The 20,030-nt window shown below is 69.0% G+C and carries 19 protein-coding genes; 11 read left to right on the top strand and 8 right to left on the bottom strand.

Annotated features, from left to right (window positions below):
- The first annotated feature begins 52 nt into the window (after window positions 1-52).
- Together C7H75_RS02650 and C7H75_RS02645 are read left to right on the top strand one after the other, a co-directional pair.
- Window positions 53-2,368, top strand: coding sequence for an ATP-binding protein (locus C7H75_RS02650; RefSeq protein ID WP_022593840.1), 2,316 nt, complete (start codon window positions 53-55; stop codon window positions 2,366-2,368).
- 153 nt (window positions 2,369-2,521) lie between these two features.
- Window positions 2,522-2,884, top strand: a complete 363-nt coding sequence (locus C7H75_RS02645) for a Zn-ribbon domain-containing OB-fold protein (protein ID WP_022593838.1) — start codon at window positions 2,522-2,524, stop codon at window positions 2,882-2,884.
- 87 nt (window positions 2,885-2,971) lie between these two features.
- On the opposite strand, the gene C7H75_RS02640 is transcribed toward C7H75_RS02645, so the two are convergent.
- Window positions 2,972-3,709 (bottom strand): CLIPPER-2 domain-containing protein, encoded by a 738-nt coding sequence (locus tag C7H75_RS02640; RefSeq protein WP_022593836.1) that lies wholly within the window; start codon window positions 3,707-3,709, stop codon window positions 2,972-2,974.
- A gap of 210 nt (window positions 3,710-3,919) precedes the next feature.
- A complete protein-coding gene (locus C7H75_RS02635) occupies window positions 3,920-5,281 on the bottom strand; it encodes an MFS transporter (RefSeq protein WP_037085731.1) in 1,362 nt (453 codons plus the stop codon).
- Window positions 5,282-5,551: 270 nt separating this feature from the next.
- Here C7H75_RS02635 and nhaA point away from each other — a divergent pair, with 270 nt between their 5' ends.
- The 3 genes from nhaA to C7H75_RS02620 are packed head-to-tail and all read left to right on the top strand — an operon-like array spanning window position 5,552 to window position 8,298.
- The gene (gene nhaA / locus C7H75_RS02630; RefSeq protein WP_005515873.1) at window positions 5,552-6,760 is read left to right on the top strand and encodes a Na+/H+ antiporter NhaA; all 1,209 of its coding nucleotides are present in this window, start codon (window positions 5,552-5,554) and stop codon (window positions 6,758-6,760) included.
- A 57-nt stretch (window positions 6,761-6,817) separates the two neighbouring features.
- Window positions 6,818-7,342, top strand: coding sequence for a phage holin family protein (locus tag C7H75_RS02625; protein WP_022593834.1), 525 nt, complete (start codon window positions 6,818-6,820; stop codon window positions 7,340-7,342).
- Window positions 7,343-7,362: 20 nt separating this feature from the next.
- Entirely contained in the window at window positions 7,363-8,298 is a 936-nt protein-coding gene (locus C7H75_RS02620) for an alpha/beta fold hydrolase (protein ID WP_022593832.1), read from the top strand.
- Window positions 8,299-8,326: 28 nt separating this feature from the next.
- Here C7H75_RS02620 and C7H75_RS02615 read toward each other — a convergent pair whose 3' ends face one another.
- The 4 genes from C7H75_RS02615 to nth are packed head-to-tail and all read right to left on the bottom strand — an operon-like array spanning window position 8,327 to window position 11,731.
- Window positions 8,327-9,517 (bottom strand): MarP family serine protease, encoded by a 1,191-nt coding sequence (locus C7H75_RS02615; protein ID WP_005515877.1) that lies wholly within the window; start codon window positions 9,515-9,517, stop codon window positions 8,327-8,329.
- Window positions 9,514-10,287 (bottom strand): NUDIX hydrolase, encoded by a 774-nt coding sequence (locus C7H75_RS02610; protein ID WP_005515878.1) that lies wholly within the window; start codon window positions 10,285-10,287, stop codon window positions 9,514-9,516. Before C7H75_RS02610 ends, C7H75_RS02615 begins: the two co-directional genes overlap by 4 nt.
- Window positions 10,284-10,952, bottom strand: coding sequence for a TlpA family protein disulfide reductase (locus C7H75_RS02605; protein WP_005515879.1), 669 nt, complete (start codon window positions 10,950-10,952; stop codon window positions 10,284-10,286). Before C7H75_RS02605 ends, C7H75_RS02610 begins: the two co-directional genes overlap by 4 nt.
- A gap of 5 nt (window positions 10,953-10,957) precedes the next feature.
- On the bottom strand, window positions 10,958-11,731 hold the full coding sequence (gene nth / locus C7H75_RS02600; RefSeq protein ID WP_037084682.1) for an endonuclease III: 774 nt from the start codon (window positions 11,729-11,731) through the stop codon (window positions 10,958-10,960).
- 82 nt (window positions 11,732-11,813) lie between these two features.
- Between nth and C7H75_RS02595 the strand changes: the two genes are divergently transcribed.
- The 6 genes from C7H75_RS02595 to C7H75_RS02570 all read left to right on the top strand — a co-directional run bounded on the left by C7H75_RS02595 (window position 11,814) and on the right by C7H75_RS02570 (window position 17,456).
- On the top strand, window positions 11,814-12,068 hold the full coding sequence (locus C7H75_RS02595; RefSeq protein WP_005515881.1) for a hypothetical protein: 255 nt from the start codon (window positions 11,814-11,816) through the stop codon (window positions 12,066-12,068).
- 74 nt (window positions 12,069-12,142) lie between these two features.
- Window positions 12,143-13,489 (top strand): APC family permease, encoded by a 1,347-nt coding sequence (locus C7H75_RS02590; RefSeq protein ID WP_005515882.1) that lies wholly within the window; start codon window positions 12,143-12,145, stop codon window positions 13,487-13,489.
- Complete coding sequence (locus tag C7H75_RS02585) at window positions 13,486-14,523, top strand: hypothetical protein (protein WP_022593828.1); 1,038 nt, start codon at window positions 13,486-13,488, stop codon at window positions 14,521-14,523. The genes C7H75_RS02590 and C7H75_RS02585 overlap by 4 nt, the downstream gene beginning before the upstream one ends.
- A gap of 210 nt (window positions 14,524-14,733) precedes the next feature.
- Window positions 14,734-15,408, top strand: a complete 675-nt coding sequence (locus C7H75_RS02580) for a Crp/Fnr family transcriptional regulator (RefSeq protein WP_005515884.1) — start codon at window positions 14,734-14,736, stop codon at window positions 15,406-15,408.
- Window positions 15,409-15,568: 160 nt separating this feature from the next.
- The gene (locus C7H75_RS02575) at window positions 15,569-16,423 is read left to right on the top strand and encodes an alpha/beta hydrolase (RefSeq protein ID WP_013414735.1); all 855 of its coding nucleotides are present in this window, start codon (window positions 15,569-15,571) and stop codon (window positions 16,421-16,423) included.
- 100 nt (window positions 16,424-16,523) lie between these two features.
- Window positions 16,524-17,456, top strand: a complete 933-nt coding sequence (locus C7H75_RS02570) for a LysR substrate-binding domain-containing protein (RefSeq protein WP_005515888.1) — start codon at window positions 16,524-16,526, stop codon at window positions 17,454-17,456.
- 62 nt (window positions 17,457-17,518) lie between these two features.
- Here the strand turns inward: C7H75_RS02570 and C7H75_RS02565 are convergent, their stop codons facing one another.
- On the bottom strand, window positions 17,519-18,862 hold the full coding sequence (locus tag C7H75_RS02565) for an MFS transporter (protein ID WP_022593826.1): 1,344 nt from the start codon (window positions 18,860-18,862) through the stop codon (window positions 17,519-17,521).
- 171 nt (window positions 18,863-19,033) lie between these two features.
- A complete protein-coding gene (locus tag C7H75_RS02560; protein WP_005515893.1) occupies window positions 19,034-20,029 on the bottom strand; it encodes an amidohydrolase family protein in 996 nt (331 codons plus the stop codon).
- Window position 20,030: the final 1 nt, after the last annotated feature.

The following is a 20,030-nucleotide window of genomic DNA, read 5'->3' as shown; positions in this document are numbered from 1 at the left end:
GGCCTCGTGAGCAGGCGTACCGTGACCTGAGGAGACCGAAAGAAGGTCACGGATGGCACCCGCCGTGCGAGGCAAGGTCGGCAACCTGCCTCTCGATCTGACCAGTTTCGTCGGCCGGCGCCGCGAGGTCGCCGAGACGAGGCGGGCGCTGGGCGCGTCCCGGCTGGTGACGCTGACCGGCATCGGAGGGGTGGGCAAGACCCGGCTGGCGCTGCGCGTGGCAGCCGACTCGCAGCGATCGTTCGCGGACGGCGTCTGGCTGGTCGAATTCGGGGAACGCCGCGATCCGCAGCTCGTCGCGGAGTCCGTGGCCGCGGCATTGGGTCTTCGCGAGCAGTCGGCGGTGCCGACCACGCGGGTCCTCACCGACTACCTGGCCTCCCGGAACCTGCTCCTCGTGCTGGACAACTGCGAGCACCTCATCGACGACGTCGCGAAGCTCGCCGAGACGTTGCTGCGGTCGAGCCCCGACCTGCGGATCCTCGCGACCAGCCGCGAACCCCTCGCGATCGGTGGCGAGATGGTGCTGCGGGTGCCGCCGATGACCGTCCCGATTCCCGACGAGTCGACGCCGTTACGGGCGCTCGCCCAGTACGAGGCGGTGAACCTGTTCGCCGAGCGCGCGGCCGCCGCCGTACCGGGTTTCGAGCTGACGGACGAGAACCGCAACTCGGTCGTCGCGATCTGCACCGAACTCGACGGCCTACCGTTGCCCATCGAACTCGCCGCGGCGCGGCTGCGGGCGATGTCGGTCGATCAGGTCCTCGAACGGTTGACCGACCGGTTCCGGCTGCTCACGGGCGGCAGTCGATCGGCGCCCGACCGCCAGCAGACGCTGCGGATGAGCATCGACTGGAGCCACGACCTGTGCAATCCGGACGAGCGGGAGCTGTGGCGTCGGCTGTCGGTGTTCACCCACGGGTTCGAACTCGACGCCGCCGAGGCAGTCGCCGCGCAGGAGCACACGTCGCACGACCTGCTCGACGTCGTCGCGTCCCTCGTCGACAAGTCGATCCTCATCCGTGAGGAGCATCCGGGCGTGGTGCGTTACCGGTTGCTCGACAACCTGCGGGAGTACGGACTCGAGCGGTTGCACGAGGCAGGCGAGTTCCCCGAGCTGAGAAGACGCCATCGGGACTGGTACCTGATGCTGTTGGACCGGGCGGAGGCGGAATGGATCGGTCCGGACCAGTCGTCGTGGATCACGAGGATCGAGCGCGAACGCCCCAACCTGGCGGCGGCGCTGGAGTACTGCCTCACCGAACCCGGTGAGGCGGAGAACGGTCTGCGGATCGCGAATGTTCTGTACATTTTCTGGATCTCGCGCGGACTGCTCAACGAAGGCCGCCTCTGGCTCGCACGAGTGCTCGCCGCTCAGGGTGGGGAGCCGACCCGCGAGCGCGTGAAGGCTTTGGCTGCGTCGGCGATTCTGGCCGCGAACCAGGGCGACGTCCCGATGGGCCAGGCGCTCGTCCGCGAGGCACGCGACGAGGCCGCCCGGCTCGACGATCGCCTGGCCGAGATCATCGCAACCCATGCGGCCGGACACGTCCAGATCTACGCAGACGATCCTGCCGAAGCGATCCGCCTGCTCGACAGCATCGTCGACGCCGTCCGCTCCGGACACAACATTCTGCGATACATCTCCACCGTGCTCGGCCTCGCAACCGCAACGGCGGTCCTGCGGCGGCGTGAGGAGACCGCCCGGTACACCGACGAGGTCCTCGAGATCACCCGCGCCCGCGGCGAGTCGATCTACCGCTCGTACGCGCTGTGCATGCGGGGCCTCGCCGAATGGCACGACGACCCGGCCGCAGCCCGCCCGGACTTCGCGCAGGCGGCGGCGCTGAGCGGCGACGTCGACGACCTGCTCGGGACGGCGATCGCCGTCGAGGCCCTTGCGTGGACCGCCGCGGCGGCGGGCCAGTTCGAGCGGTCGGCGATCCTGTTGGGAGCGGCGGACGCCCTGTGGTCCGCCGCCGGCAATCCGGGTGTGGTGATCCCCGCGCTCCGGTCCAACCGTGACGAGGCCCGGACGCTGTGCGAGGGTGCCCTCGGCTCCCGCGCCTTCGATACCGCGGTCCGCCGCGGCTGCGAGCTGACGCTCGACGAGGTGGTCGACTTCGCGGTCGCCGACCGGCTACCCGAGGCAGCCCCGACCGAGCGCGCGGCGTCGGATCTGACGCCGCGCGAACAGGAGGTTGCCGAACTGGTGGCACAGGGCCTGACCAACAAGGCGATCGCCGAGAAGCTGGTCATCTCCCTGCGCACCGTTCAGGGCCACGTCGAACACGTCCTCGCGAAACTCGGGTTCAACTCGCGGACCCAGATCGCCGCGTGGGTCGTCGAACGGGGTCACGAGACCTAGGACGCGTCGGCCTGACCTGGGACTTCGCCGCACGCGGGTACCTGTGCACGGGAAACAGGTATGCCTACGCGTACTTCTACCGTCGTGGCCTTGCGTCCGTCTTGGAACTGTGGGAGCCGGACAACCCAAGCTTCACGAAGTCGAGGTCTCCCGATGCACGCTCAACTCACCCGCACCACCGCCGATGTGGACACCTTCACCATCGGCCGCTGCGACAGTTGCGACGCCCTGCTCGCACCCGACGCGGCGATCTGTTCGTCGTGCCGCGGCACCGACATCAGCCGGGCACCCTCTGCCGGCAGCGGATCGATCGTCTCGTGGACTGTCATCGAGGTCTCGCCCAGCCGGAACTGCACCGACTTCACGCCGTACACGATCGCGATCGTCGCCCTCGACGAAGGGCCGTGGACGTACGCCTGGATCGCGGGAGCCCTCGACGAGAGCGAGAAGCGCGCCCGCGTCCGTTACGACCGCATGATTGCCGGCGAGCGGTATCCGCTGTTCGTCCGCCAGTGAGAACGAGACCTCGACGCGGACGAGTGGCCCGGGACTGCGCGTCCCGAGCCACTCGCCTGTCTCGAGCCTCTCGAATCGGCCCTTCGATCAGGGGCCCTCGGGGTTCCGACCGCCGTTCTGCTCACCCGGGCACGGCGACGTCAGCCCCGGCACGTACGGGAACGGCACGTTCTGGAAAGGCGGGTTCAGGCACTGGGCGGCCGGGGCCGGTTGGTACGGCGTGGTGAGCGCCACCCCGATCAGGCCACCGAGCGCACCCAACGAGCCCAGCGACCCCACACCCAACGACCCCAGAGCCAGCGGGGCGAGGATGCCCAGTGACCCGGCGTCCGCAGACCCCAGTGCCGCAGGCAGGATCGCGCTTCCGGCCAGGTCGCCCGCGCAGTCCGTGACGACTCGCGCGGCGTCCGGCGCCGATCTGACGGGCGTTCCCTCTGCGTCGCCGGTCGCCACGGCCGTGTTGGTGACGAGACACACGGCCTGATCCGCGTCGGTCACCTCGTAGTCGGCGGTGCACGTCACCGACTGCCCCGGGTCCACCGTGTCCGACTCGCACGTGACACCGGGCGCCCCGCCCGAACCGGTGAAGGCAGTCTCCTCCACGGCGATTCCGGAGACCGCCGTCGTCCCGCTGTTGGTCACGACGAATGTGTAGGTGACGGTGTCGCCCGATGCGAGCCCCGTCTCCGGCGACGCCGACTTCGCGAGCGTGAGGACGCCGGCGGGAGGCTGGGCGATGCTCGGCGGGCCGGTGACCACCGTCGTCAGGGCGACCAGGGCGGTGAGCACGCCGACGGCCGAAATCCGGAGAACTGGATTACGCACTCTGGAAACTCCTTTTCGTCACACGAGGACAAAACGGGTTCGAACTCAGATGCCGCGCATTACAAGCGTTTCGGAACATACTGGATATCCGCACTCGACGCGCGCGAATGAAATCGGCTCACAGTTTTCCGATTCCCGGAAAAACACCCACACACGACGAAAACGGGCACGCCCCCGCAGTGCGGAAGCGTGCCCGTCCGAGCTCCGGCGTCAGGCGACGTCGTCGAGCGATTCGTCCTTGGTCTCGCGCATGACCAGCAGCGACACGAACGTCAGGGCCGACGCGATCAACAGGTAGATGCCGACCCAGCCGACGCCGTAGCTCTCGGCGAGCCACGTCGCAATGAACGGTGCAACCGCCGCACCGAGAATGCTCGCGGTGTTGTAGGCGATACCCGAACCCGTGTAGCGGACATTCGTGGGGAACAGTTCCGGCAGCACCGCGCTCATGGGGCCGAACGTCAGACCCATCAGCACCATGCCGATGATCAGGAACACCAGCATCCGGGCGTCGGTCATGCCCTCGGCCGCGAGCAGGACTCCGAAGGTCAGACCGAAAACCATCATGGCGGCGGTGATGACCAGCAGGGTGATGCGTCGGCCGTAGCGGTCGGCGAGCCAGCCGGCGACCGGGATCGTCGCCGCGAAGAACAGCACCGCCACCAGCTGCAGCACCAGGAAGTCCCGGTACTGGAAGCCCGCGCCGTACCCACCGTCGGCGGCGGTCTTGCCGGTGCCGTAGCTGAGCACCCACGTCGTCATGATGTAGAAGAGCGTGTACGTCGCGAGCATCACGAACGTGCCGATGATCAGCTGACGCCAGCTGGTCTTGAAGACCTGCTTGAGCGGAGTCTTGACCTTCTCGCCGTTCGCGACCGCGCGGGCGAACACCGGCGTCTCCTCGAGCTTGAGACGCACGTAGAGACCGATCATCACCATCAGCGCGCTGAGCAGGAACGGGATACGCCAGCCCCACGTGAGGAATGCGCTGTCGAGGTCCGGGTTCGAACTGCTGGTGTAACCGAGTGCCAACGTGATCAGCAGGAACAGGCCGTTGGCGAAGAAGAAGCCGATGGGGGCACCCAACTGCGGCCACATCGCGGCCCACGCACGCTTGCCGCTCTTCGCGGTCTCCGTCGCGAGCAGCGCGGCACCGGACCACTCTCCGCCGAGGCCGAGACCCTGACAGAAGCGCATCAGCGCCAGCAGCGCAGGCGCCCACAGTCCCACCGCGTGGTAGGTGGGCAGCAGGCCGATCAGGAACGTCGCGATGCCCATCGTGAGCAGCGAGCCGACGAGTGTGGCCTTACGGCCGATCCGGTCACCGAAATGGCCGAACAGGATCGAGCCGAGCGGACGGGCGACGAACGCGAGTCCGAAGGTCGCGAACGACGCGAGCAGTGCCGTCGTGTCGTTGCCCTTGGGGAAGAACAGGTGCGGGAAGACCGATACCGCGGCCGTCGCATAGATGTAGAAGTCGTAGAACTCGATCGACGTACCGACCATGCTGGCCACGACGATGCGACTGCGCGGCACACCGGCCACCGTCCCGTCGTCGGGCGACGCCGACAACTCGTCCTGCCCGCGTTCGGCGGACTCCACACCCTTGCTCACGCGACTTTCTCCTGCACCACTGTCCCCCACGGGCCCCGACGGCGGCTTCCACTCAGTGGAAGCCCATCCCAAACCGTAGGATTTGAACACGTCGCGCGGACACGTCGCAACCACGGACGACGGACTGATCGGTTGCAAAGAGCGCGTTAAGATCTATGGAGGTGTGCCGGGAAGTCTGGTCGGCGATGTTCTGCCGTACCCGTCGAAACTCCTGGTGAGAGGCTTTCCTTGATTTCTGCCGCACGCTCCGAACTCGGCCGCTATCTCCGCACGGAGACGGTCGGCGGATCAATTCTCCTGATCGCCGCCGCGGTTGCGGTCCTGTGGGCAAACTCTCCCCTCTCGGACGCCTACACCACGCTTCGGGACTGGCAGATCGGGCCCAGCGCGATCCACCTGAACCTGTCGCTCGGCACGTGGGCGCAGGACGGTCTGCTCGCGATCTTCTTCTTCGTCGCGGGCCTCGAACTCAAACGTGAACTCGTCGTGGGTGAGCTCGCCGACCGCAAGAAGGCGCTGTTGCCGATCATCGCGGCGTGCGGCGGCGTACTGCTGCCCGCGATCATCGCCGCCGTCGTCGGCGCCGGTGCGCCCGGCATGGACCGCGGCTGGGCGATCCCCGTCGCCACCGACATCGCGTTCGCGCTCGGCGTCCTCGCCCTCACCGGTTCACGCATCCCGGCCAGCGCCCGCGTCTTCCTTCTCAGCCTCGCCGTGGTCGACGACCTTCTCGCAATCATCCTCATCGCGGTCCTGTTCACCGCGTCGATCGCGATGCTGTGGATCCTCACAGCGGTCGTGTGCCTGGTCGTCTACTGGTATGCGCAGCACCGCCGGATCACCACGCCGTTCCTGTACGTCCCGCTCGCGCTGCTGACCTGGTACAGCGTCCACGAGGCCGGCATCCACGCGACGCTCGCGGGCGTTGCACTGGGCCTGCTCACCCGGGTCCGCACCGATCCCGACGAGGAGTACTCCCCCGCCGCCCGGCTCGAGCATCGTCTGCAGCCGTGGTCCGCGGCCGTGTGCGTGCCGCTGTTCGCGCTGTTCGCCTCCGGTGTCCCCATCAACGGGGAGGTCCTCGGCGCGCTGTTCACCGACCGGATCTCGCTCGCGATCATCCTCGGCCTGCTGGTCGGCAAGACCGTCGGAATCTTCGGGATCTCGTGGCTGGCGATCCGGCTCGGGATCGCCACCAAGCCGCGCTCGCTCGGTTTCCGCGACATGTTCGCCCTGTCGGTGCTCGGCGCCATCGGGTTCACGGTTAGCCTTCTGGTGGCCGATCTCGCTCTCGCGGGTGTCGGCGACGGCAGCGAAGCGGACATCGCGAAGGCCGCGGTGCTCATGACGTCGTTGGCTGCGTCACTGATCGGATCGGCGCTACTGTTGCGACGCGGACGGGTCCATCAGGCCCGCGCCGCTGCCACCGATGTGTGAGGCCCACTCGCACGTCACAGCTACCCGCGCGTCAGAGCTACCTGGAGGGGTCGAGAAGTGAGTGTCACCAACGGCAGTGGAGTCACCGGAAACGGCAGCCGGGCGATGGGCGACGGGGTCCCGACGACGATCTCCTCGATCCCCCTGACCGATCCCCACAACCCCGAGACCGCCTCGATCGGCACCCTCGTGCGCGACGCGACCGCCCAGGTCTCGACGCTGTTCCGCGCCGAGGTGGAACTCGCGAAGGCCGAGGTGACCAGTGAGGTCAAGAAGGGCGTGCAGGGCAGCCTCTTCTTCATCCTCGCGCTGTCCGTGCTGGTCTTCAGCGCGTTCTTCTTCTTCTTCTTCCTCGCCGAACTGCTCAGCGTGTGGCTGGACCGGTGGGCGTCGTTCCTCATCGTCTTCGCGCTGATGCTGGTCGTGACCGGGGTGCTCGCGCTGCTCGGCTACCTGCGGGTCCGCAAGCTCCGCGCACCGAACAAGACGATCGATTCCCTCAAGCAGGCTGCCACGGTGCTGCCCGGCCAGCGTCCGGAGGCAGGCTCCCCGCTCGGCACCGGAACGGGCACCGCCGGCTGATCGTTGCCGAGGCCCGATCAGTGACCCAACCAGATCCGTCCACGGTCCGTTTCGACGGACCGTGGACCCATCGGGACATCCACGCCAACGGCATCCGTATCCACATCGCCGAGGCCGGCCCGTCCCACCCCGACGCCCCGCTCGTCGTGCTCCTGCACGGCTTCGCCGACTTCTGGTGGACGTGGCGCCACCAGCTGACCCCGCTGGCCGACGCCGGCTTCCGGACCGTCGCGGTCGACCTGCGCGGCTACGGCGACACCGACACCCCGCCCCGCGGCTACGACGGATGGACCCTCGCCGGCGACATCGCCGGCCTGATCCGCGCGATGGGCCACACCGACGCGACCCTCGTCGGCCACGCCGACGGTGGCCTCGTCTGCTGGGCCACCGCTCTCCTGCACCCCCGGCTGGTGCGCTCCATCGGCCTGGTCAGTTCGCCGCACCCGATCGCGCTCAAGGACGCCGTGCTGCGCGACCGTCGTCAGCGGCGGGCCCTGCTGCCGACGTTCCTTCGCTACCAGGTGCCGTGGCGTCCCGAGCGGCGGCTGCTGCAGGACCAGGGCGCCGAGGTGGAGCGTCTGTTGCGCGCCCGATCAGGGCCGGCCTGGGTGCAGTCCGACGAGTTCCCGGAGGTGGTCCGCCGACTACGGTCCGCGATCCGCATCCCACGCGTCGCCCACTCGGCGCTGGAGTACCAGCGGTGGGCGTTCCGCAGCCAGTTCCGCCCCGACGGCCACCGCTTCATGACGGCGATGGATCACACGTTGCGGATACCCGTCCTGCAGATCCACGGCGACCTGGACCCGTACGTGTCGAAGCGGACCGTCGAGCGGTCCACCCGGCTCGCGCCCGGCCAGCAACTGCACTCGATCCCGGAGGTCGGCCATTTCGCGCACCAGGAGGCGCCCGCCGAGGTGACCGCGGAACTGCTGCGTTTCGCCCTCGCGTCACGCTGACCATCACCTGACCCGGCCCTGAGCCGGGTCAGGTGATGCAGACGCCCGTGCCCACGGCGGCGCGGGACTGCCCGGCCTGCTCGAGCTGGCGCGACACCTCGTCCGCGGTGAGGACGAAACCGGTGTCGCTGTCGTCGACCGCGGCACCGAAGACGACGCCCAGGACGCGTCCCTGCTCGTCGACGAGCGGTCCACCCGAATTGCCCTGACGAATCGACCCGCGCACCGTGTACACCTCGCGCTCGACGTTGCCGGAGCGGTAGATGTCCGGTCCGCGCAGGTCGAGGACCTCACGGATCCGGGCGGCGCTGGCCGTGTAGGGGCCACCGCCGGGGTATCCGAGCACGATCGCACTGTCGCCGGTGCGTGCCTTCTCGGGCGCGAACTGCAGCACCTCCGCGGTGAGCCCGGGTACGTCGAGCACCGCGACGTCCACCGCCGGATCGAACAGCACGACGTTCGCATCGAGGGGGCCCGCGGCCGTATCGACGGTCACCGACGACGTACCCGCCACGACGTGCGCGTTGGTCATCACCCGTTCGGGGCCGACGACGAAGCCGGATCCCTCGAGCGCCTTCTGGCAGCTCGGCGCGGCGCCGCGGATCCGCAGGACACTCGACTGCAGCTGCTGCGCCACCGGGCTCGCGAGCACGCTGGCGTCGGGCGGCTCGACGTTGGTGATGGGCGTCCGGCCGAACGGCCCGATGACGTCGGGCAGACCGGACGTGTCGAGCAGCGCCGAGAACTCGCTCGGCACGTTGCGCAGCCAGTCCGGTGCGACGTCGTCGACGGTGCTGAGCACCTTCGATCCGCGTACCGCGGTGGCCACGTTGGCCTGGGTCGAGGTGGCCAGCGGGATGGCGAGCAGCCACGCCGCGACCAGGACGGCCGTGAGCTGAAGTCCGGCGCCGACGACGCTGTCCACCGACCGCGCGACCGGGCTGTGCATGCCGCTGCGGGCCGCGCGGCCCAGCACCATGCCGGCGACCTCGCCGATCACCACGAGCACGACGATCAGCGCGATGCCGGCGAGCACCCGGGCGCGCCCCTCGTCGACGTGGACCAGCACGTGCGGCGCGATGAGGATGCCGGCGACCGCGCCCAGCACGACGCCGAGGAACGCGAGTGCCGACGCGACCGCACCCTGCCGCCAGCCCGACGACGCGGCCAGCAGCGCAATCAGGATCACCGCCAGGTCGATCCATGCGGATCCGCTCACCGCTCCCCCTTCCGGGCCTGGTGTCCGAGGGTTCCGTCGTTGTCGTCCATCCCGGTCGCGACCCTGGTGAGCGTCGCGTCGAGGTCACGGACGTCGCGGTGGTCCCATTCGATCTCCCAACCGGACACCGCGAACAGTCCCGCGAGCACGCCGGCGGTGAAACCCCACACGAGCATTCCGTCCACCTCGAACGCCGGGCCCTGGTAGCCGGCGCGGTGCCGGACCTGGAACCGGTTGTCGGGGTCGATCAGGTCCCGCACGGGCACCCGAACCACGCGTTCGGCCTCGGCCACGTCGACGACGCCGACCGGGCTGGGATCGCGCCAGTAGGCGAGCACCGGCGTGACGTCGAAACCGGACGGCGGGATGAACAGCTGCGGCAGCGTCACGAGCGGCTGCACGCCGCTGCGTTCCAGACCGGTCTCCTCCTCGGCTTCGCGCAGAGCCGTGTCGACCGGGCCGTCGTCCTCCGGGTCGGCCGCGCCGCCGGGGAAGGCCACCTGGCCGCTGTGCTGGCGCATCGTCGACGCCCGCTGTGTCAGCAGCACGTCGGCGTCGGCGGGCAGTCCGCCGACGGCGAGGGGATCGGACTCGGGCGAGCCACCGAACAGCACCAGCACCGCGGCGGGCCGCACGGCGGCGCCGTCGGGGGCGCGCCGGTCGAGCACCGGGTTGACGCGGTTGGGGTCCGCGGGCGGGGTGTGCGTGACACCGCGCAACCACTCGGGTGCGGCGGCGGGGTTCAGCGGCGGATGCGATCGGAAGCTCATGCGGCGACGCCGAGGTACTGCTGGACGACGTCGGCGATCTCGTCGACGCTGCGGAACGGCTGCGGCAGGATCTTCGCCACGGTGCCGTCGGGACGGATCAGCACGGACACCGGCAACACGGCGGGTGATCCGACGGCGGCCTGGACGCGTGCCGACCCGTCCTGGACCCCGGGCAGGTGGACGTCGTACTCGGCGAGGCGTGCGAGGGCGTTCGCCTCGTTTGGATCGGTGTGCACCGTGAGAACGGTAACCGCGCTACCGGCCCGGTCGGCGTACTGCTGCAGATACGGCAGTTCCTCCCGGCACGGTCCGCACCAGTAGGCCCACAGGTTGAGCAGGACCGGCTTGCCCGCCAGTGCGGCGGCAAGGTCGACGCGGCTACCGTCGCCGACGCATTCGAGGGTGATGCCCTCGAGCACCGAGCCGTCGGGGGCGGGACCGCCGGGCGCCGGGCACGGTTCCAACTCGGCGTCGGCGCGGGCCGCGGCCAGCGCCTCCGGGGTGTCGGCGGCGCGCCGCTCCTGCTGCGACGCCGATCGGTCCGCACCGGGGTAGCCGCCGACGTCGACGGCCTCGTCGTCGCCGCGCGGCCAGATGGCGACGATCAGCCCCACCACCACCACGAGCGCGACGAGGCTCCAGCGCGCACCACTCGACATCCGCATACTGCTCACATACCTGCCAGTTCGAGAAGGTGTTCGGTCTCGGGGCCCTTCACGAGCGCGGCCGCCGCGACCTTGTCGGTGGGGCCGGTGCCGTAGGAGGGGCAGTCCTTGGCGAGCACGCACACCCCGCACGCCGGTTTGCGCGCATGGCAGACCCGTCGTCCGTGGAAGATCACGCGGTGCGACAGATCGGTCCATTCCTTGCGTTCGATGAGCGCGCCGACCGCGTGCTCCACCTTCACCGGATCGGTCTCCTCGGTCCATTTCCAGCGTCGGACGAGCCGCCCGAAGTGGGTGTCGACTGTGATTCCGGGCACGCCGAAAGCGTTACCGAGAACGACGTTGGCGGTCTTGCGGCCGATGCCCGGCAGCGTCACGAGGTCCTTCAGTTTGTTCGGGACCTCGCCGTCGTATCGCTCGAGCAGAGCCTGGCCGAGGCCGATGATCGAGGTCGCCTTGTTCCGGTAGAAACCGGTCGACCGGATGTACTCCTCGAGCTCCACGCGATCGGCCTCGGCGTAGGCGCGGGCGTCCGGGTAGCGGGCGAAGAGGGCGGGAGTTACCTGGTTGACCCGCACATCCGTGCACTGTGCCGACAGGATCGTCGCGACCGTCAACTCGAGGGGCGTGGTGAAGTCCAGCTCGCAGTAGACGTGCGGGAAGGCGTCCTTCAGGCGGCGGTTCATACGCCGGGCCCGGCGCACCAACGCCAGCCTGGACTCACCCGACGAGACAGGTTCTGCGTCCGATTTCGGTCCGCCGGCTGGGGTCGCATGCACCCCGACAACTCTACGGACTCAGCGTCCGATCGGATTCCGGACCGTGTCGCTTCTGAGACCTTCGTTGTGTTTACTTCCGCATATGCAAGGTCTGGCTGTGGTGCTGTTTCCTGTGCTGCTGATGCTGTTCGCACTGGCAATGGAGCGCGTCGAGTTCCGGCTCCGCCGACTCACGGTCCGCGAGCAGGAGGTCGAGGAGTTCCTCGACCAGGCGAGCCAGTCGGAGGTGGCGACGCTCGCGTCCGAGGGGTTCCCGCACGCGCTGGCCCGTTTCAACCGCCGGCGTCGGCGCAGCGACGACGGTGACGAGGACCTGCCCGCCCGCCGCGCCAGCTAGACGGGCCTCCGCCTCCGGTCGGCCCATTACGTGCCGACGGTAGGTTTTCCTTCCGACGGGGTATCCGCGGTCTCGTGACCGGAACCAACGCCCCACCGACCACCACCGGGGCACCGTCCCCGCAATTGCGCCGCTCGGTCGGTGGCGTCCTGCTGTTCGTGTTCATCATCGGCGACGTGCTGGGCGCCGGGATCTACGCCCTCGTCGGGGTGATGGCGGGCGAGGTCGGCGGGGCGGTGTGGGTGCCCCTGCTCGTGGCACTCGCGATGGCCCTCACGACCGCGGCGTCGTACGCCGAACTCGTGACGAAGTATCCCGAGGCGGGTGGAGCCGCGGTGTTCGCCCGGCGCGCATTCGGTTCGGACACGATCTCCTTCCTGGTCGGCTTCGCGATGCTCGCGGCGGGCGTCACGAGCGCTGCCGGACTCGCGCACGCCTTCGCGGGCGAGTACCTGGGGACGTTCGTCGACCTGCCGGTCCTGCTGGCGGCCCTGGGATTCCTCGCCGTCGTCGCGGCGGTCAACGCCCGAGGCATCCGCGAGTCGCTGCGCGCGAACTTGCTGATGACGGTGATCGAGGTAGGCGGGCTCGTCCTCGTCGTGGTGCTGGCGGCGATCGTGCTCGCCCGCGGGGACGGCGAGCCCGGCCGTCTGCTCGAGTTCGATGCCGACCGAGCCCCTGCGATGGCAGTGCTTGCCGCCGCGCTGCTGGCGTACTACTCGTTCGTCGGCTTCGAGACCTCGGCGAACATTGCCGAGGAGGTGCGCGACGTCCGTCGCGTGTACCCGCGGGCGCTGTTCGGTGCGCTGCTCACGGCCGGCGCCGTCTACGTGCTGGTGGGGATGGCGGTCTCGATCGTGCTGCCGCCGGAACAGGTGGCCGCGTCGACGGGCCCACTCCTGGAGGTCGTGTCCGCCACGAACCTGGGCGTGCCGGACCGGTTGTTCGGTGCGATCGCACTCGTGGCCGTCGCCAACGGCGCGCTCCTGACGATGATCATGGCCAGCCGCCTGCTGTACGGCATGGCCTCGCACGGTCTGGTGCCGTCGATGTTCGGGCGGGTGCTGCCGCGGCGCCGCACCCCGTGGGTGGCGATCCTCGCGACGACGGCGGTGGCGATGGTGCTGTGCACGACGAGTTCTCTCGATGCCCTGGCGGAGACTGTCGTCCTTCTCCTTCTGTTCGTGTTCGTGAGCACCAACGTCGCGGTTCTGGTCCTGCGCCGCGACCGGGTGGGCGAGCCTCACTTCCGAACACCGACGGTGCTACCGATCCTCGCGCTGCTGACGTGTGTCGTGCTCCTGACGCAACAGAGCGCCGCCACGTGGCTGCGGGGCGCGGTGTTTCTGGCACTGGGCCTCGGCCTGTATGCCCTGGCCCGGTTCCGGTCGCGGCGCACCGACCCGGAGGTGACGTCGTGATCGTCGGCGTCGTCGCGGATCCCGGTTTCTCGACCCGGCTGGCGCAGATTCTCACCGACCGGCTGCCCGAATTGCTGCGGGCGACGCCACTCGACGCGTCCGCCGAGGTCGAGGTCGAGAACGTCGCGCTGACCCTCCCGCCGGCGACCGACGGCTCCCCTGCGCTCGACGAGTGGTTCGACGTTCTGCAGCACAAGTTCGACCTGGTCCTCGTCGTTTCCGAGATGCCCCGGCGACAGGCGTCCCGGGCCGTCGTCGCCGAGGTCTTCCGCGACCGGATGTGCGTGTTCTACACGCCGTCCTTCGGCGTGCTCGGGACCTCGCGTCGGCTGCTGCGCACCGTCGCGGACCTGCTGCCGCACCTTCTCGGGACGGGCGCGTCCGGGCCTGCACCGGCGGGCACCCGTTGGGTCGCCGACGCGGACGGCGGCGGCCGGCTGGTGTCGACGTCTCCGCTCGGCCGGGTGCGGCTGGTGGCCGGGATGGTGCGGGGCAATCGTCCGTGGCGGCTGATCCCGGCCTTGTCGGGAGCCTTCGGCGCGGCGAGCGCGGCATCGGCGTTCGGTGTCTTCTACGCGAGCATCTGGCAGATGGCGGCATCGATGAGCGTCACCCGGCTGACGCTGGTGACACTGGCCGTCCTGGTGGCGGTCAGCACCTGGCTGATCGTGCCGAACGGACTCTGGGAGCGCCCGAATTTCCGCAGCACCCGCGCCGATCGCGTGCTGTACAACTCCGCCACGCTCGGCACGGTGGTGGCGGGCGCGGTCTGCATGTACGGGCTGCTCCTGCTCGCGGTGATGCTCGCCGCCGTGGTCGTGGTGCCGGACGACTATCTCGCGGAGCAACTCGGCGCGCCGGCGACCCTCGCGACCTACGTCAAACTCGCATGGCTCGCCGCCTCGCTCGGCATCGCCGCGGGTGCGGTGGGTTCGACGACGTCGGACCGCACCGAGATCCTCCGCGCGACGTACGGGCGCAGGGAGGTCGAGCGACGTCAGGCCGCCGACCGAGAAAAGGACGCGGAGACGTGATGGAATGTCCCGGAACCCCGTACGCTCGGTCCGCCGGCTCTTGTCGGCTCCGTGGACGCGACATGGACACCGACTCGCAGAACTCTCCGTGGTGTCCGTGACTCGTCACACAGGCGCGGCAAGTAGACTTTGTGTGCGTACTCGTTGCATGAGACTCCAGTCATGTGCAGCAACTTGCATCGATGAACAGTTTTTCCCAAAGGAGCGCACGTGGACGAGGTCCTGGCCAGAGCCGGCATCTTCCAAGGAGTCGAGCCCTCGGCGGTGGCTGCACTGGTCAAGCAGCTTCAGCCCGTCGATTTCCCGCGCGGGCACGTCATCTTCAACGAGGGTGAGCCCGGTGACCGGCTGTACATCATCGTTTCCGGCAAGGTGAAGCTCGGCCGTCGTTCGCCGGACGGCCGCGAGAACCTGCTGACGATCATGGGCCCGTCCGACATGTTCGGCGAGCTCTCGATCTTCGACCCGGGTCCGCGCACGTCGACCGCGACCACCGTCACCGAGGTCCGCGCCGTGAGCATGGACCGGGACGCCCTCAAGTCGTGGATCGACCAGCGTCCGGAGATCGCGGAGCAGCTGCTGCGCGTCCTCGCGCGCCGCCTGCGTCGCACCAACAACAACCTCGCGGACCTGATCTTCACCGACGTCCCGGGTCGTGTCGCGAAGGCGCTGCTGCAGCTCGCACAGCGCTTCGGTACGCAGGAGGCCGGCTCGCTCCGCGTCACCCACGACCTGACGCAGGAAGAGATCGCCCAGCTCGTCGGCGCTTCGCGCGAGACCGTGAACAAGGCACTGGCCGACTTCGCGCACCGCGGCTGGCTGCGCCTCGAGGGCAAGAGCGTCCTGATCTCCGACTCGGAGCGTCTGGCGCGCCGCGCCCGCTGATCGCGCGAGCGACAGCACCGAACGACTCGACGCCGCCCGATCCCGCGATGGGATCGGGCGGCTTCGTCGTTCGCCGGACGCCGCGCTATGCGCAATTGGGCATATCTCGACCCGAATTTCGCATTCGACAGGCATTCGGTATGCCCCAGAGGATGAAACGGTGACCGACCCGCAGATCGACGTGGACTACAACGTCCGCAACACCGTCTCCCCCGAATTGTTCGACGCGACCGTCGAGGAGTACCGACAGCGCTCACGGGAGACCGTCGACGGTCTCGACGGCTTCGCCGATGTCCGCTTCGACCCCGACAGCACCGAACGGCTTGACGTCTGGGGAGTCGGGGGCGCCCTGCGCCCGGTGTTCGTGGCGATCCACGGCGGGTACTGGCGGGCGCTGTCGCGGCATCACACCGCCTTCATGGCGGGCATGCTCGCCGACGCGGGCATCGCCACGGTCGCCGTCGACTACGGACTGGCACCCCACACACCGCTCGAGGAGATCGTCCGGCAGGTCCGGGCCGCCGTCGCCTGGGTGTACCACCACGGCGCCGAGCACGGTCTCGACCGGAACCGGATCGTCGTCGGCGGCAGTTCCGCCGGCGGTCATCTGACCGCCACCACGATGGTGTCCGGGTGGCAGGCCGAGTTCGGGCTTCCGGACGACGTGGTGCGCGCGGCGATGCCGATCAGCGGACTGTTCGACATCCGACCGCTGGTCGATTCGTTCGCCAACGAGTGGCTGGGTTTGGACGACTCGCGCGCGAGCGCGCTCAGTCCGATGCTGCAGACCGACCGGGTGGGCCCGCGTGCGGTCGTGGCCGTCGCCGAGCACGACGGCGTGGGGTTCCTCGAGCAGAGCCGGAAGTTCCACGAGGCGTGGGCGCGGCGGTCCGAGAGCGAACTGCTGGTCGTCCCGGACCGCAATCACTACGACATCTTCCTCGATCTCGCAGAGCCGGACTCGGCGCTCGGCCGCGCTCTGCTCGGCCTGTTCGCCGGACTCGAGCAGGCATAGTCGGACCCGCGAAATCCACTTCACCGCAATACGGTTGCGCTTTGCAACCACCAAATCGCTGACGGTATACGTGGGATTCGGCCGTCGCTAGGATTCCCCCATGGACATGCCCAAACTGCTGGACGGGCGCCTCAAGCTCCGTCACCTGCTGCTCGTCGACGCACTCACCAGCCAGGGCAGTGTCGTCGCGGCGGCCGCGGCCCTGCATGTCACCCAGCCGGTCGCGACGCGCAGCCTGCACGACATCGAGTCCATTCTCGGTGTCTCCCTGTACGACAGGGGTCCGCGCGGCATCACGCCGACGATCTTCGGGGAGGCGTTCACAGCGCACGCCCGGGCGGTGATCGCGCAGCTGACGCAGGCCGGTCGACACGTGGTCGAACTCGCCGACGCCGACCGCGGAACCGTTGTCGTGGGAACACATCTCGCCGGTTCCAACGTCCTCCTGCCCGGTGCGATCGCGCGGCTGAAGAGGGAACGTCCACTGCTCACCGTGGTGGTCCGGGAAGGCACCCCGGAGGTGCTGCTGACCGAACTGCAGTCGGGGCGTATCGATCTCATCGTCGGCCGGCTCACCTCACCCACCGACGAGATGGCGGTGCGGCGCACGCTGTACGCCGAATCGGTGGAACTCGTGACGCGACGGGGGCACCCGCTGGCCGGGCGGAGCGGCATCGAGCTGGGTGATCTGACGCAGTACCCGTGGATCCTGCCGGGTGTCGAGACGGCACTGCGCCGCGAACTCGAAGAGTTCTTCGCCCGCAACAGTCTCGCGCTGCCCGAGAACCGGGTGGAGGCCACGTCGTTCCTCACCGTGCGTCAGCTGCTCATCGAGACCGACATGGTGGCGGTCCTACCCAGCCTCATTCCCCGCGACGACGTCCGTCTCACCACGCTGCCGATCACGCTGGACCCGATCGGCCACAGCGTCGGCATCACGCTCTCGGCCGGACGCACCCTCAGCCCGTCGGCGTCCGCGCTGGTGGACTTCCTCGCCGAGTTCGCGGCCGAGATCGCGCCCGCCCGCAACTGACACGCCGAACGAGTCGGAGCCGCCCACCGGGTGGTGGACGGCTCCGGTTCCCCCGACAGCGATCAGGCGGGGACGGCTGCGGGTTCTTCGTGCTGCAGGCCGCGCGACGAGTCCGGCACGACCCGGAACAGGGCGATCGCGCCCACCAGGCTGATGGCGCAGACGGTTGCGAGGTACCACGTGACGCCGACGGACGATCCGGTCGCGTCGAGCAGCGCGGTGGCGATCATGGGCGCCAGGCCGCCGCCCAGGATGGCGCCGCTCTGCAGGATCAGCGACGACCCCGAGTAGCGCACCTTCGCGGGGAAGGTGTCGGCGATGATGCTGCCCTGCACGCAGTGCGTGACCGGGACGATCAGGCCCATGCCGAGGAACGCGATCACGGCGATCACCGAGTTCTCGGTGTTCAGCAGCGGGAAGAACACGATGCACCATGCCAGGATCGCGGCGGAGCCGGCGATGAACATCGTGCGGCGTCCGTGCTTGTCGGCGACCTTGGTCCACACCGGAATCGACGCGAACCACAGCACCGCGGCGGCCGTCACGCACAGGATCAGGAACTGCTTGTCGTAGCCGAGGTGCTGACTGCCGTAGGACAGCGAGAACACCATGAAGGCGTACGCGACGGCGGAGTTGGCGAGGACCGCGAGGAGGGTGAGCGACAGGCGGGGGAAACCGACCTTCAGCGACTCACGGAGCGGGAACTTCGACACCGCGTTGTTCTCGACGATCCCGGTGAACGACGGCGACTCGGTGACCCGCAGGCGGATGACGAGACCGATCGCGACGAGAACGAAGCTGAGCACGAACGGGATCCGCCAGCCCCACGACGCGAACGCGCTGTCCGACATCACCGAACTGATGGTGAGGAAGATGCCGTTCGCCAGCACGAGCCCGGCCGGGGTACCCATCTGGGGGAAGCCGGCGTAGAGGTTCTTCTTCCCGGCGGGGGCGTGTTCCATCGACATCAACGTCGCCCCGGCACCCTCACCGCCGAGCCCGATGCCCTGTACGACGCGCATCGCCACGAGCAGGATCGGCGCCCACACTCCGATCGCGTCGTAGTTGGGGATGAGGCCGATCAGGGTCGAGCCGATGCCCATCATCACGAGCGAGACCACGAGCGTCGCCTTACGGCCGATGCGGTCGCCGAAGTGGCCGAAGACCAGGCCGCCGAGCGGGCGGGCGATGAATCCGACCGCGAACGTGCTGAACGCGGCGAGGGTGCCGGCCGTGGGGCTCAGGCTCGGGAAGAACTGCTTGTTGAAGATCAGTGCGGCGGCGGTGCCGTAGAGGAAGAAGTCGTACCACTCGAGCGTGGTGCCGGCCAGGGTCGCCATGGCGACACGGCTGCGCGCGGCCGCGGCGGGGGCAGGGCCCCGGCCTCGTGTCGTGCTGTCGGTCATCGCAGATACCTATCGGTGTCGGGGGAGGCGGTCGGATATCCGAGATCCGTTCTTCGCCAGGAGAATCCGGCGGCCTTGTCGGCCTCGTACGGAAGATTCTGTACCCGTGAGACATGACTCACAAATGCCGAATCGGCCGCCGGGTATCTCAATTCGGCTATGCCTCGGGCGTTACGAGAGCCCGAGGAAGCGCTCCGCGTTGCCGCGCTGGATCAGATCCCGCGAGGCCTCGTCCAGGAACTCGCTCTTGCGCACGACCTCCCCCACCGGCCGCTCCCCCAGCGGGTACGGGTAGTCGCTGCCCACCATCACCCGGTCCACACCGACGGTGTCGACGAGCAGACGCAACGCGCGGTCGTCGAACACGACGGAGTCCACGTAGAAGCGGCCGAGGTAGTGCGACGGCGGCATCTCGGACGTGCCGATCACGTCGTTGCGGCGATGCCAGGCGTTTTCCATCCGGCCGAGCCAGAAGGCGAACGACCCACCGCCGTGGGCGAACCCGATCTTCAACCGGTCGTCGATGCGATCGAAGACGCCGCCGAGGATCAGCGCGAGGATCGACAGGTGCGTCTCGGCGGGCATCGCGGTGAGCCACTGCGCCATCCAGCGGTTCAGGCGCGGCGACGAATCCATGTCCCAGGGATGGACGAACACCGGGACGTCCAGCGACGCACAGTGCTGCAGGAAGGTCACCACGCCCTCGCTGTCGAGGTCACGGTCACCGACGTGGTTGCCGATCTCGACTCCGCGGTGTCCGTTGGCGACGCAGCGCTCCACCTCACGGCAGGCGGCGTCGGCGTCCTGCAACGGCACCTGGCAGAACGGGATCAACCGGTCCGGGGCGGGGGCGACGATGTCGAGCGCGAGGTCGTTGAAGATGCGTGCGATCCGTTCGGCCTGCGCGCCGGTGCGGCCGTAGTTGAAGAAGGCCGGTGTCGGCGAGACCACCTGGGTGCGGACGCCGTCGGCGTCCATGTCGTGCAGTCGGGTCTGCGCATCCCAGGCGTCGGCCTGGATCCGGCGGAACTCCTTCGAGCCCATCATGATGACGGCCTCGGCCTCGCTCTCGACCCGCAGCCACGGGGCGTCGGGTCCGGCGTCGGCGGTCAGGTCCGGCCACCCCTTGGGGACGTAGTGGGTGTGGACGTCGATGATGCCGCTCACG

The sequence above is a fragment of the Rhodococcus (subgen. Prescottella) equi genome (genome assembly GCF_003013675.1).
In the GTDB taxonomy this organism is placed as follows: domain Bacteria; phylum Actinomycetota; class Actinomycetes; order Mycobacteriales; family Mycobacteriaceae; genus Prescottella; species Prescottella equi.
Note: the sequence above shows the minus strand (reverse complement) of the source record. Positions and strands in the feature narration are given on the sequence as shown.